The organism is Roseitalea sp., from assembly GCF_984466335.1.
Window position 1 is genome coordinate 1 of sequence record NZ_CFIFWG010000094.1, and the last position, 11,773, is coordinate 11,773.

Sequence of the window (11,773 nt, forward strand, 5' to 3'; positions counted from 1 at the left end):
CCGCGGTGTTTTCCTCGCCGCGGCGAAAAACCCTGTCCATCAATCCGCTCCCATCTAAAGACAAACCGCTCTAGGGGCCGGCCAGCGCCACAGCGATCACGATTCGGAACTGCTCGGCCAATTGGCGCGCCGCGCGCTCCTCGGCATCACGCCCGGCGCGCAGATTGGCAAATTCCTGCCCGCTTTGATCAAAGGAGGCAGTGGCGGTGCGCGTGCGCGCGGCGACGACGGCGCCATCGCCGATGCGCGACAGGGTGAGGACACCCGTCAGGGCCACGCGTTTCGCGCTGATTCTGGTCGACCCGTCGGGCGCTGTCGTCATGAACACGTCCTGAACCGAAGGGGTTGCCGTAATCCTTGCCGAATGGGTCGGCACCGAGCTGGCTTCTCCGCCCTGATAGAGCAGGAAAATCAAATGGTTGCGGACTTTCTGGGCGACCCGATCGTCAACGTCATCGACACGTATGGCCGCCAGCGGCGCCGCTTGAGCCGACGGATCGGAGGCCGTGTTCGGATAGAGCGGCCGCACCGTGCAGCCGGCAAGCAATGCCATGGTGCCCAGAAGGGCAGCGCGACGGGCGATCGGGATGTTGCTGTGCTTGTCCATTACACGACTATATTGACGATGCGGCCGGGCACCACAATCACCTTGTTGGGCGCGGCCCCACCAAGGTGACGCTGGACGAACTCCAGCGCCAGGACGGCGCTTTCCACGCCGGCCCTGTCGGTGTCCCGCGCGATTTCCAGTTCGCCGCGTTTCCTGCCATTGATCTGCACGGGAAGCGTAACGGTTTGGTCGGCAACCAGCGCCGGATCGAAGGCGGGCCACGGCGTTTCGGCGACCATCGCCTCATGGCCGAGCGCGGTCCAGCATTCCTCGGCCAGGTGCGGGGCGATCGGCGCGACGAGCTGGATGAGGATGGACAACACCTCATGGGCGGCGGCCTTGTCGGCGCCCGAACCCGATCGCGCCGCATGATCGATCGGCGGTGCCACGGCGTTGACCATTTCGTGGATGCGCGCGATCGCCTTGTTGAAGGCGAGCCGCTCGAAATCCTCGCCGACGCCCTTGAGCGCCTTGTGCGCGGCCTTGCGCATCCGTGTCGCGCCGTCCGATGCCACGGCCGGATTGCCCGGTGCGATGGCCGGCGCCGCGCCAACGACAAGGCGCCAGAGGCGCTGGATGAAACGGTGCGCGCCTTCAGCGCCGGCGTCAGTCCATTCAACGTCCCGGTCGGGCGGCGAATCGGACAGCATGAACCAGCGCGCCGTATCGGCCCCGTAGCTTTGGGTGATGTCCTCGGGCCCGATCGTGTTCCGCTTGGACTTGGACATCTTTTCAAGTCCGCCGATGGCGACCGGTGCTCCGGTTTCGGCGTGATACGCCCTGCGGTCGGCGGCGACGCCCTCGATCCGGACCTCGGCCGGATCGAGCCATTGGCCATCGTCGGCCTTGTAGGTTTCGTGGACCACCATGCCTTGGGTGAACAGGCCCTTGAACGGCTCGTCGACCTTCATGTGACCGGTGCGGTTCATGGCACGGGCGAAAAAGCGCGAATAGAGCAAATGCAGGATCGCATGCTCGATGCCGCCGATATACTGGTCGACCGGCAGCCAGGCATTGGCCGCGTCCGGATCGGTCGGCGCCTTTTCGCGCGGTGCCGTGAAGCGGGCGAAATACCAAGACGAATCGACGAAGGTGTCCATCGTGTCGGTCTCGCGCCGGGCCGGCTTTCCGCAAGCAGGGCAGTCGGCATGCTTCCATGTCGGGTGATGGTCGAGCGGATTGCCGGGCCTTTCGAACGAGACGTCGTCGGGCAAGGTGACGGGAAGCTGGTCCTTCGGCACGGGCACGAGACCGCAGGCGTCGCAATGGACCACCGGGATCGGGCAGCCCCAGTAGCGCTGACGCGAAATGCCCCAGTCGCGCAGCTTGAACCGGACCTGACGTTTCCCTTGCGGTTTGCCGGCTAAATCCCTGGCTTCGAGACGGTCGGCGATCACATCGAACGCGGCTGCCGGCGTCAGGCCATCCAGGAACGAAGAGTTGATCATCGTCCCCTCGCCGGTCCAGGCCTCGTCCCCGATCGCGAAACCGGCTGCATCGGCCTCGGGCGGCAGCACGACGGGAACCACCGGCAGATCATAGGCGCGCGCGAAATCGAGGTCGCGTTGATCGCCCGAGGGGCAGCCGAAGATCGCGCCGGTACCATAATCCATGAGCACGAAATTGGCCACATAGACCGGCAGCTCCCAGCCCTCGTCGAAAGGGTGCCGGACCCTTATGCCGGTGTCAAAGCCCCTCTTGTCGGCCGTTTCCAGCGCGGCGACGGAGGTGCCCATGCGGCGGCACTCCTCGCAGAAGGCGGCAAGTTCGGGGTTCGCCTCGGCGGCTTTCCTTGCGAGCGGATGGTCCGCGGCGACCGCCATGAAGGAAGCGCCGAACAGCGTGTCCGGCCGCGTGGTGTAGACCTCAAGCTCGGTCTCGCCGGCGGGCGCGCTCTGTTCGACCAGCGCCCAGCGCATCGACAGGCCCTCGGACCGGCCGATCCAGTTGCGCTGCATCGCACGCACCTTGTCGGGCCATTGGCCGAGCGCGTCGATGGCGTCGAGCAGATCCTGGCTGAAATCGGCGATCCTGAAGACCCATTGGGCCAATTCGCGCTGCTCGACCTCGGCGCCCGAGCGCCATCCCTTGCCGTCGATCACCTGCTCGTTGGCAAGAACGGTCCGGTCCACCGGGTCCCAGTTCACCTTGGAGACGCGCCGTCCGACGAGGCCGGCCTCAAGGAAGTCGACGAAAAGCATCTGCTGGCGGTGATAATAGTCGACATCGCAGGTGGCGAATTCGCGGCTCCAGTCGATCGACAGGCCCATCAGCTTGAGCTGGGCGCGCATCGTGTCGATGTTCCGATAGGTCCAGTCGCGCGGATGAACCCTGTTCTGCATCGCCGCGTTCTCGGCCGGCATGCCGAAGGCGTCCCAGCCCATCGGGTGCAGCACATTGTAGCCCATGGCGCGCTTGTGGCGCGCGACGACATCGCCCATGGTATAGTTGCGCGTATGGCCGATATGGATGCGTCCGGACGGGTAGGGAAACATTTCGAGCACGTAATATTTCGGGCGCGGATCGGCATTGTCGGCCGAAAACAGACCGGCCTCGTCCCAGGCCTTCTGCCATCTGGGCTCGGCGGCGCGCGGATCGTAACGTTGGGTGCTCATGAATGTCCGGACAGAGGGTGGCCGGCCGGTGCGGCCGGGCTTGAAATCGGCGCGCGCCCGTGCACTTGAGAGGCAGGGGCGCGCCGGTGTCATGCCGCCAAACGCGCACAGCGTCAACCGCGGGCGCCAAAGAGCGCGGGCGCCGAGAAGCCGGAGAGACAATGGGCGAACCATCCAAGAGGGGCGAACCATCCAAGACAAAGGCGGACATTGCCGCCCGGACAGGGAGCGTGGCGCGCCTTGAAGCGGTTCGCGGGGCGGTCGGGGCAGCTGCCAGGCAGGCAGGCCGCGATGCCGCCGAGGTGACGCTCGTCGCGGTCAGCAAGACGTTCGGACCCGAGGCGATCGCGCCGGTGCTGGACGCCGGACACCGTGTCTTCGGCGAGAACCGCGTGCAGGAGGCGCAGGCCAAATGGCCGGATCTGCGCGCGCGTTACGCCGGCATCGCGCTGCATCTGATCGGACCCTTGCAATCGAACAAGGCCGGCGAGGCGGTGGCGCTGTTCGACGTCATCGAGAGCGTGGACCGGGAAAAGATCGCGCGGACGGTCAGACGCGAAATGGACAGGCAGGGACGCAGGCCGCGGCTCTATGTGCAGGTCAACACGGGCGAGGAACCGCAGAAGGCCGGCGTTGCGCCCTCGCATACGGCACGGTTCGTCGCCTTTTGCCGCGACGAACTGGAACTTGAGATCGAGGGTCTGATGTGCATCCCGCCCTTCGGCGAAAACCCCGGTCCGCATTTCGCGCTTTTGAAGAAACTCGCCGCCCGCTGCGGGCTTGAAGGTTTGTCGATGGGCATGTCGGGCGATTTCGAGACGGCCATCACGTTCGGCGCGACGAACGTGCGCGTGGGATCGGCGATTTTCGGCGAACGCTGAGAGGCGCAGAGCTTTTTTGCGGCGTCCATGCCTGACTTTCGGCCGCGAATCCGGCACTGTCCGCTCGGGCGCGTCGGCCACACCTTTCAGGCCGACCCTTCAGCAAGGGGAAATCGGATATGACACTGAAGCGGGTCAGACTTGGCATGCTCGCGCTTGCCACGATGGGCGCAACGCCTGCCATGGCGGCGGGGTGCATCACCAGCCAGGGCGAGTTCGCGGCCTACAAGCAGGCCCTGGGACAGCAGGCCGCCGCGGCCGGGGTCGGGCAGCGCGGCATGCAAGCCCTGCGAGAGGCGCGGCTCTCGGGAATCACGTGGCGGTTTGAATCCAACCCGTCCTCGCAGACCGGCACGCTGCATCGCAGTCCCGAACAGTTTCTCCGGTCCCGTTTTTCGAGCGTCGCTTCGTTCGTATCCGGCGCCAAGCGGCGACTGGAACAGAAAGCGGGGCTTTTTCAGGCGCTTGAGCGCCAATATGGCGTGCCCGGCTCGATCCTGGTGTCGATCTGGGGCTATGAGACATCGTGGGGCGGCTATACCGGCGCAACGCCGATCGTCGACGGAGCGGTGACGCTGGCGTCCTATTGTCGCCGCCATCCCCGCTTCGAGGACGATGCGATCGCGGCGTTGCATCTCGTCGATCGCGGCGTGATCTCCTCGGGCAGCCAGGGCGGCCCCTCCGGCGAACTTGGCCATATGCAGTTCCTGGCCGGCAACTGGGTCCGGTTCGCCACCGATGGGAACGGCGACGGCCGCGCCGATCCCAACAATGCGGCCGACGCGCTGGCCACGGCGGCGAATATGCTGTGGCGCAACGGATGGAGCGCCGGTCATCCCTTTACCGAGGGGACGACCAATTTCGGCGTGCTTTCGGCCTGGAACGATAGCGGCAACTATCAGCGCGCGATCGCCTACGCCGCCAGCCTGATCGACCGGTGACGGCGCCGCGCCCGCGCGCGTCGTGTCAGCACAAAAACCCGCGCTTGCCGTCGCAGGCGCGGGCCGCGATCCGTAGAAGACAGGTTCAGTCCTGCTTGGGCGCCAGAACCTGTCGGCCGCGATACATGCCGGTCTTCAGGTCTATATGGTGCGGGCGGCGCAGTTCGCCCGATGCCTTGTCCTCGACATAGACCGGGTTCTTGAGCGCGTCGGACGAGCGGCGCATGCCGCGCTTGGCGCGGGTGACCTTCCTTTTTGGCACTGCCATTTTGTCTTGCTCCAGATCGTGCGCAGCGGCGATATGGCCGGAAACCGGCGGCCATCGAACCGTCATGCGCGGAAAAGTGGCCGCGCTATACACAATCAGGGCCGGTTGGGGAAGGGCCCGGGCCCCGAATTTGGCAGGCTTCAGACGGGCAGGCAGTCCACATAGGCACCCGATTGCGCGGCACGGCGCTCAATGATGTCGGCGACATGGTTCATCCCGCCGCTCGGTCTTGCGGGATCGCGCAGGCGCGGGTTGGGCAGCGTGACGGCGAGCAGCGCCGACTGGCGCGCGGTCAGAGCCTCGGGCGCGCGGCCGAAATGGTGCGCGGCGCCGGCCTTGATGCCGAACTGGCCCGACGGACCCCACTCGGCGATGTTCAGATAGATTTCCATGACCCGCTCCTTGGGCAGGACCAGATCGATCCAGATCGCGATGGGCACCTCAAGGCCCTTTCGGATCAGCGACCGGCCCTGCCAGAGAAACAGGTTCTTGGCCGTCTGCATGGTGATGGTCGAGGCGCCGCGCGGCCGCTCGCCTTCCAGGGCATCGTCGATGACCGCCCGCAATTCACGCAGATCCAGGCCGTTATGGGCGCAGAAGCGGCCGTCTTCGGACATCAGGACGGATTGGTAGAGCCTGGGCGCGACATCCTCGATGCCGATCCATTGGCGGTCGACGGGCTGGCCGGTCAGCACGCGCGACATCATCAGGGTAGACACCGGACGGACGGCATCGATGCGGTAGACGAGCGTCAGGACCAACGGCGGCAGCGCAAGGACCAAAAGCATGACAAGCATATAGAAGACCAGGCGCCGAGGCCGCAGACCGAACCTTCGGCGCTTGCGGTCGGCGCGGTTCCGGCGCTGGTCGGGCGTGCGTGCGCCACCGTCCGCCGCACCGTCTCCGGTGCGGCCGCGGGGGCGCTTTTCACCCTTCGATCTTGTCCGCGCCGCGCTCACGCGCGGGCCGATCCGGTCGTCAATTCAGCTTCGGGCATGTGTTCGGTCACCAATGGGCAGCCTGCCGTGGCCATGCGGCACGCTTATTGCAGATCGGCATCGAAAACGCCAAAAGCAAGCCATGACGGACCATGATCTTTTCCGCAGCGCCCTGTCGGCGCGCGCAAGCCGCATCGACAGACATCTCGATGCCATCCTCGGCGCCGATCCCCGCGCGCAGGAGATCGTCCGCCCCGAGCAGCTGCTGGCAGCGATGCGCCATGCCGTCCTCAATGGCGGCAAGCGCCTGCGACCTTTCCTGGTGTTGGAAGTCAACGCCCTGCTCGGCGGTGCCGATGCGGCCGCGCTCGATGCGGCCGCCGCCTTCGAATGCGTTCATTGCTATTCGCTTGTGCATGATGATTTGCCGGCTATGGACGACGACGACCTGCGGCGCGGACAGCCGAGCGTGCATATCGCTTTCGACGAGGCGACGGCGATCCTTGCCGGCGACGCGCTGCTGACCATGGCGTTCGATCTGCTGGCCGCGTCCGAGGCACCGGGCCTTACGGCGGCCGCGCGCGGCGATCTGGTCGTGCTCTTGGCGCGGGCGGCGGGTCTTGGAGGCATGGCCGGCGGACAGATGCTCGATCTGATGCACGAGAGCATGCCCGCCGACGCGCCCACGGTCACGACCATCCATGCCATGAAGACCGGCGCGTTGATCGGGGCGGCGTGCGAAGCGGGTGCGATCATCGCCGGCGGAACGGAACGCGAGGCAATGCGCCGGTTCGGCGCCCTGATCGGCCTTGCCTTTCAGCTAGCCGACGATCTCCTGGACGTGACGGCCGATGCGGCGGCGATGGGCAAGGCGACCGGCAAGGACGAGGCGGCCGGAAAGAAGACGCTCGTCCGGATGCATGGCATGGACTGGGCGCGGGGGAAGCTGGACGCCTATGTCGCCGAGGCCGAGGCGCTGCTTGCGCCTTATGGCGGGCGGGCGTCGGTGCTGCGCGAAGCGGCGCGATTCATCGCGCGTCGAACCTGCTAGAACGGCTTGACGATCACAAGAATGACGGCCGTCACCATCGCCAATGTCGGCACTTCGTTGACGATCCGCCAGTGCCGCGCGGACTTTTCATTGCGTCCGTCGGCGAATGCACGAGCCGAAGCGGCCAGGTAGCCATGTGCCCCGGTCAGCATCAGAACCGCGGCCATCTTTGCGATGAACCAGCCCGATGTCAGATGGCCCGCTTCCCAGGCCAGCCATAGCCCGAGAACCCACGAGACCAGCATGGCGGGCGTCATGATGACCTTGAGGAGCCGGCGCTCCATGACGGCAAAGGTCCGGTCCTGAACCGAGCCCGGTTCGGCATCGCAATGATAGACGAACAAGCGCGGCAGATAGAGCATGCCCGCCATCCACGAAATCACCGCGATGACATGGACCGCCTTGATCCAGTCATAGCGCGCGCCCGGCGATAACAGGAAGATGAGAGCGCCAAGGGCCAGGAAAACGGCGAGCGCGGCCGCTGCCCGCATCCCCGCCTTGCGTCCCTTTCCGGCCGAGGTTTCCGGTTGCGTGGATGTCATCGGTCCATGGTGGAATGTTCGCTCACCCCTTCCCCCTCACCAGATCGACCAGATACGCCATGTCGTCCGGGTCCGCCTGCGGCGTGATGCCGTGCCCGAGATTGAAGACGAACGGGCCTTTTCCCAGCGCATCGACGATCCGGCCGACGCCTTCCCGGATCGCGTCCCGCCCGGCCACAACGCGCAGCGGATCGAGATTGCCCTGCACCGGGCCCTCCTTCTGCATATCTGCGGCCATATCGAGCGGCACGGTCCAGTCGAGCGCGATCATATCCGCCCCGGTTTTCTCGCGATAGGCGCGATATTGGCAGCCGGCCCCCTTTGGAAAGGCGATCACGGGTGTTCCCGGCCGTTCCCGCTTGACGGTCTCGATCATCGTGCGGACCGGGCGCACGCAACACCGCTCGAAGGCATCCTGGTCGAGAACGCCGGCCCAGCTGTCGAAGATCTTGACCGTGTCCGCGCCGGCGTCGATCTGCGCGATCAGATATTGCGCCGAAGCTTCGGCGAGGATCGCAAGCAGCCGTTCGAGCACGCCGGGGTCGCGGTAGAGCATCAGCCGCGCGGGTGCCTGGTCCGGCGTGCCATGGCCGGCGATCATATAGGTGGCCACCGTCCAGGGCGCGCCGCAAAAACCCAGCAAGGCCGTTTCCGCCGGCAGTTCGGCGCGCAATCGCCGCACCGTCTCAAAGACCGGCGACAGATGGTCGAGAACGCCGGAGACATCGAGCGTTTCGACCTCTTCGGCATTCACCGGTCGCATGCGGGGTCCTTCTCCCTGCACGAACGTCACGTCGCGATCGAGCGCGTCGGGAATGACCAAAATGTCCGAGAACAGGATCGCCGCATCGAAGCCGTAACGGCGGATCGGCTGCAACGTGGCCTCAACGGCCAGATCGGGCGTGTAGCAGAAATCGAGGAAGCTCTTCGCCTTGGCGCGCGTCGCCCTGTATTCGGGCAGGTACCGGCCTGCCTGACGCATCACCCAGATCGGCGGCGGCGTCAGCGTCGCGCCCCGCATGACGTTCAGCATGTTCGGTTCGACCATGCGGTGTCCTCCCTTTTCCTCGGCCTCTTCAAGGAACAGATGTCTAACGGAAGGTTTTTGATTTTTCTATGAGTCTGTGGGTTGCGGGCATGTTTCCTCGATCCCCGGCCATGCACCGCAATTCCACAGCCATCAACGGGGACATTCGGGCGCCGGAGTGGATATCCCCAATTGGGCTGAAATGAAAATTATCAAGTAAATCAATATCTTCCAAAGATCCGCATGCTCTTTTCCTGTAAGTAGCCTGTGAACTGTCGCGGATCGTCACGATCCCCCATCCTTGCGTTCGTCTCGCCCGCGCGCTCAATTCAAACCGTCCATGTGGGCATGATCCGCCCTTCTCCCCTGGCGCGGCGCGCGCGCCGCAAGGTTCGCCGGCTCGTCAACAGCATTGTCCCCAGCGCGGGCCGCGCCGGCCATCGATGCTTGACAGCTTGCGCTCGATTCGCGGTCGCGCTAGGCCCTGTCCACATGAGCCCGGTGGATTTGGTATGAGACGATTTGGTTCGACACATCCGGCGTCGACACGCATGTCATGACCCTCGTGCTCGCCTCGACCAGCCCCTACCGCGCCGCGATCCTGCGCGATGCGGGAGTGGCCTTCGATGCCCAGGCCGCCAGTGTGGACGAGCGCGCCGTCGAGGCGCCGTTCCTTGAGGCGGGCCTTGATCCGGCCGGCCTGGCTCAGCTTCTCGCCGAAGCCAAGGCGACCGACGTTTCCGCGCGCCGGCGCGGCGCGCTGGTTCTGGGCGCCGATCAGACGATGGCGCTGGACGGCGCGCTGTTGCACAAGCCGGCCGACATGCGCGAGGCGCGCTCGCGGCTTCTGGACATGTCCGGCAGGGTGCACACGCTCAACAGCGCGCTGGCGATCGTGCGCGATGGCGAGACGGTCTGGCGGCATCTGTCCGTCGCCCAGATGCATGTCCGCACGCTCTCGCCCTCCGTGGTCGACCGCGCGCTCACCAGTGTGGGTGCCTATCAGGTCGAAGGCGAGGGCATCCAGCTCTTCGACAGGATCGATGGCGACCACTTCACCGTGATCGGCCTTCCTCTCCTGCCGCTGCTGGCCGAACTGCGCGATCTGGGCGCGCTCGATGGTTAGGACGGTGCATGCCTTCGTCGCCGGCCATCCCGTCGGCCATTCGCGCTCGCCGCTGATCCATGCCCACTGGCTCGCCGAACTGGGAATCGACGGGCGCTACGAGGCGCTCGACATCGCGCCCCGGCAGTTTCCCGCCTTCATCACCGGCCTTCCGGGGTCGCGCTGGACCGGAGGCAACGTCACCATCCCGCACAAGGAAGCGGCCTTCGCCGCCGTCGCGATGAGGGACCGGGCCGCCGAGGCGATCGGCGCGGTGAACACGGTCTGGCGCGAGGGCGCCCGCTGTGTCGGCGGCAACACCGATGCATATGGGTTCTCAGCCAATCTCGACCGGCAAACGCCCGGCTGGCGCGATGGCGGCCGCGCCCTGGTGATCGGCGCGGGCGGGGCCAGCCGGGCCGTGCTGCACGCCCTGCTCGAAGCGGGCTATGGCCGCATCGACCTTGCCAACCGCACCGTCGACCGCGCCCGCGCGCTCGTCGAGCGGTTCGGGCCGGCGATCCGCCCCGCTCCGCTCGATGCCGTCGCCCCATTGGCGGCCGAGGCGGATCTGCTCGTCAACACGACTGCGCTCGGCATGGCCGGCCAGCCGCCCCTGACCCTCGACTTCGCCGGCGTCAAGGACGGCACGATCGCCGCGGACATCGTCTATATTCCCCTCAGGACACCGTTTCTTGCGGCGGCCGGAGCGCGCGGCCTGCGCACGGCCGACGGTCTGGGCATGCTTCTGCACCAGGCCGTGCCGGGCTTCGAGCGCTGGTTCGGCGCGCGGCCCGCGGTGACGGACACGCTGCATCGGCTTCTCGTCGCCGACCTGGAGCGGCACGCCGCCGGCGATGGGGCCCTGGCATGATCCGGCTCGGTCTTACCGGGTCCATCGGCATGGGCAAATCGACCACCGCCGGCATGTTCGTCGAGGCCGGCATTCCCGTCCACGATTCCGACGCCGTCGTCCATGAACTCTATGCCGGCAAGGCCGCGCCCGCGATCGAGGCGGCCTTTCCCGGAACGGTTCGCGACGGTGCCGTCGACCGCGCCGCTCTTGGCGAACGGGTGCTTGGGGATCGGGCCGCGCTGGCGCGGCTCGAAGCAATCGTCCATCCGCTCGTCGCCGAAGCCGAAGCCGCCTTTGTCCGGGCGGCGCGCGCCAGGGGCGACACGCTCGTCGTGCTCGATATCCCGCTCCTGTTCGAGACCGAGGCGCTCGACCGCGTCGACAAGGTGCTGGTCGTCTCCGCGCCCGAAAAGGTCCAGCGCGAACGCGTGATGGCCCGCACGGGCATGACCGAGGCCAGGTTCGAGGCGATCCGCGCCAGGCAGGTGCCCGACCAGGTCAAACGGGCGCGGGCTGATTTTATCATCGACACTTCGCTTGGCACCGACTGCGCCCGCGCCAAGGTCGCCGACCTGATCGGCGTGCTCGCGCCGCGCCCGGCCGATCACGTCTGACGCCGCTTTCTTTGGACCGCCGTTCCGAGCCCTTGCGGTGACCCCGTCCCCTCCCCATCATGGGTCGGCCGGCAAACCCGTGGAGCCTTCATGCGCGAGATCATCTTCGACACTGAAACGACCGGGCTGGACAGCCAGGCCGACCGGATCATCGAGATCGGCGCCGTCGAACTCGACAACCGGTTCCTGACGGGCCGGTCGTTCCACGTTCTCGTCAATCCCGACGGGCGCGAGGTGCACCCCGAGGCGCTCGCCGTGCACGGTATCTCGAACGCCATGCTTTCCGACAAGCCGCGCTTTGCCGAAATCATCGACCAGTGGTTCGAAT

The 11,773-nt window shown here is 66.3% G+C and carries 13 protein-coding genes; 7 read left to right on the forward strand and 6 right to left on the reverse strand.

Annotation, left to right across the window (positions count from 1 at the left end; all coding sequences use genetic code 11):
* Positions 1 to 70 precede the first annotated feature (70 nt).
* Positions 71 to 553: an LPS assembly lipoprotein LptE gene (gene lptE / locus AC5E6L_RS09730; RefSeq protein WP_491772921.1), complete on the reverse strand. Its 483-nt coding sequence runs from the start codon at positions 551 to 553 to the stop codon at positions 71 to 73.
* 53 nt (positions 554 to 606) lie between these two features.
* On the reverse strand, positions 607 to 3,222 hold the full coding sequence (leuS, locus tag AC5E6L_RS09735) for a leucine--tRNA ligase (protein ID WP_491772923.1): 2,616 nt from the start codon (positions 3,220 to 3,222) through the stop codon (positions 607 to 609).
* Positions 3,223 to 3,383: 161 nt separating this feature from the next.
* On the opposite strand from leuS, the gene AC5E6L_RS09740 reads away from it, so the two are divergent.
* Both AC5E6L_RS09740 and AC5E6L_RS09745 read left to right on the forward strand, forming a co-directional pair.
* Positions 3,384 to 4,103, forward strand: a complete 720-nt coding sequence (locus tag AC5E6L_RS09740; RefSeq protein WP_491772925.1) for a YggS family pyridoxal phosphate-dependent enzyme — start codon at positions 3,384 to 3,386, stop codon at positions 4,101 to 4,103.
* Between the two features lie 119 nt (positions 4,104 to 4,222).
* On the forward strand, positions 4,223 to 5,044 hold the full coding sequence (locus tag AC5E6L_RS09745) for a lytic murein transglycosylase (protein ID WP_491772927.1): 822 nt from the start codon (positions 4,223 to 4,225) through the stop codon (positions 5,042 to 5,044).
* A gap of 85 nt (positions 5,045 to 5,129) precedes the next feature.
* On the opposite strand, the gene rpmF is transcribed toward AC5E6L_RS09745, so the two are convergent.
* Together rpmF and AC5E6L_RS09755 are read right to left on the reverse strand one after the other, a co-directional pair.
* Positions 5,130 to 5,312 (reverse strand): 50S ribosomal protein L32, encoded by a 183-nt coding sequence (rpmF, locus tag AC5E6L_RS09750; RefSeq protein ID WP_491229923.1) that lies wholly within the window; start codon positions 5,310 to 5,312, stop codon positions 5,130 to 5,132.
* Positions 5,313 to 5,452: 140 nt separating this feature from the next.
* Complete coding sequence (locus AC5E6L_RS09755) at positions 5,453 to 6,109, reverse strand: biosynthetic peptidoglycan transglycosylase (protein ID WP_491772929.1); 657 nt, start codon at positions 6,107 to 6,109, stop codon at positions 5,453 to 5,455.
* 283 nt (positions 6,110 to 6,392) lie between these two features.
* Here AC5E6L_RS09755 and AC5E6L_RS09760 point away from each other — a divergent pair, with 283 nt between their 5' ends.
* A complete protein-coding gene (locus AC5E6L_RS09760; protein ID WP_491772931.1) occupies positions 6,393 to 7,301 on the forward strand; it encodes a polyprenyl synthetase family protein in 909 nt (302 codons plus the stop codon).
* Here AC5E6L_RS09760 and hemJ read toward each other — a convergent pair.
* Positions 7,298 to 7,843: a protoporphyrinogen oxidase HemJ gene (gene hemJ, locus AC5E6L_RS09765; RefSeq protein ID WP_491229081.1), complete on the reverse strand. Its 546-nt coding sequence runs from the start codon at positions 7,841 to 7,843 to the stop codon at positions 7,298 to 7,300. The genes AC5E6L_RS09760 and hemJ overlap by 4 nt on opposite strands.
* A 22-nt stretch (positions 7,844 to 7,865) precedes the next feature.
* On the reverse strand, positions 7,866 to 8,891 hold the full coding sequence (hemE, locus tag AC5E6L_RS09770; RefSeq protein WP_491772933.1) for a uroporphyrinogen decarboxylase: 1,026 nt from the start codon (positions 8,889 to 8,891) through the stop codon (positions 7,866 to 7,868).
* A 535-nt stretch (positions 8,892 to 9,426) separates the two neighbouring features.
* On the opposite strand from hemE, the gene AC5E6L_RS09775 reads away from it, so the two are divergent.
* The 4 genes from AC5E6L_RS09775 to AC5E6L_RS09790 all read left to right on the forward strand — a co-directional run.
* Positions 9,427 to 9,996 carry a Maf family protein gene (locus tag AC5E6L_RS09775; protein WP_491772935.1) on the forward strand — a complete coding sequence of 190 codons (570 nt, stop codon included), beginning with the start codon at positions 9,427 to 9,429 and terminating at the stop codon, positions 9,994 to 9,996.
* Entirely contained in the window at positions 9,989 to 10,849 is an 861-nt protein-coding gene (locus tag AC5E6L_RS09780) for a shikimate dehydrogenase (protein WP_491772937.1), read from the forward strand. The genes AC5E6L_RS09775 and AC5E6L_RS09780 overlap by 8 nt, the downstream gene beginning before the upstream one ends.
* Entirely contained in the window at positions 10,846 to 11,445 is a 600-nt protein-coding gene (gene coaE, locus AC5E6L_RS09785) for a dephospho-CoA kinase (RefSeq protein ID WP_491229085.1), read from the forward strand. The genes AC5E6L_RS09780 and coaE overlap by 4 nt, the downstream gene beginning before the upstream one ends.
* A 90-nt stretch (positions 11,446 to 11,535) precedes the next feature.
* Positions 11,536 to 11,773: exonuclease domain-containing protein (locus AC5E6L_RS09790; RefSeq protein ID WP_491772939.1), on the forward strand; the 238-nt coding region annotated here is incomplete at its 3' end.

Excerpts from the sequence above, each read along its gene's own strand:
- lptE (WP_491772921.1), bottom strand. The coding sequence starts at position 553 with ATGGCATTGCTTGCCGGCTGCACGGTGCGGCCGCTCTATCCGAACACG.
- leuS (WP_491772923.1), bottom strand. The coding sequence starts at position 3,222 with ATGAGCACCCAACGTTACGATCCGCGCGCCGCCGAGCCCAGATGGCAG.
- AC5E6L_RS09740 (WP_491772925.1), top strand. The coding sequence starts at position 3,384 with ATGGGCGAACCATCCAAGAGGGGCGAACCATCCAAGACAAAGGCGGAC.
- AC5E6L_RS09745 (WP_491772927.1), top strand. The coding sequence starts at position 4,223 with ATGACACTGAAGCGGGTCAGACTTGGCATGCTCGCGCTTGCCACGATG.
- rpmF (WP_491229923.1), bottom strand. The coding sequence starts at position 5,312 with ATGGCAGTGCCAAAAAGGAAGGTCACCCGCGCCAAGCGCGGCATGCGC.
- AC5E6L_RS09755 (WP_491772929.1), bottom strand. The coding sequence starts at position 6,109 with ATGCTTGTCATGCTTTTGGTCCTTGCGCTGCCGCCGTTGGTCCTGACG.
- AC5E6L_RS09760 (WP_491772931.1), top strand. The coding sequence starts at position 6,393 with ATGACGGACCATGATCTTTTCCGCAGCGCCCTGTCGGCGCGCGCAAGC.
- hemJ (WP_491229081.1), bottom strand. The coding sequence starts at position 7,843 with ATGACATCCACGCAACCGGAAACCTCGGCCGGAAAGGGACGCAAGGCG.
- hemE (WP_491772933.1), bottom strand. The coding sequence starts at position 8,891 with ATGGTCGAACCGAACATGCTGAACGTCATGCGGGGCGCGACGCTGACG.
- AC5E6L_RS09775 (WP_491772935.1), top strand. The coding sequence starts at position 9,427 with ATGACCCTCGTGCTCGCCTCGACCAGCCCCTACCGCGCCGCGATCCTG.
- AC5E6L_RS09780 (WP_491772937.1), top strand. The coding sequence starts at position 9,989 with ATGGTTAGGACGGTGCATGCCTTCGTCGCCGGCCATCCCGTCGGCCAT.
- coaE (WP_491229085.1), top strand. The coding sequence starts at position 10,846 with ATGATCCGGCTCGGTCTTACCGGGTCCATCGGCATGGGCAAATCGACC.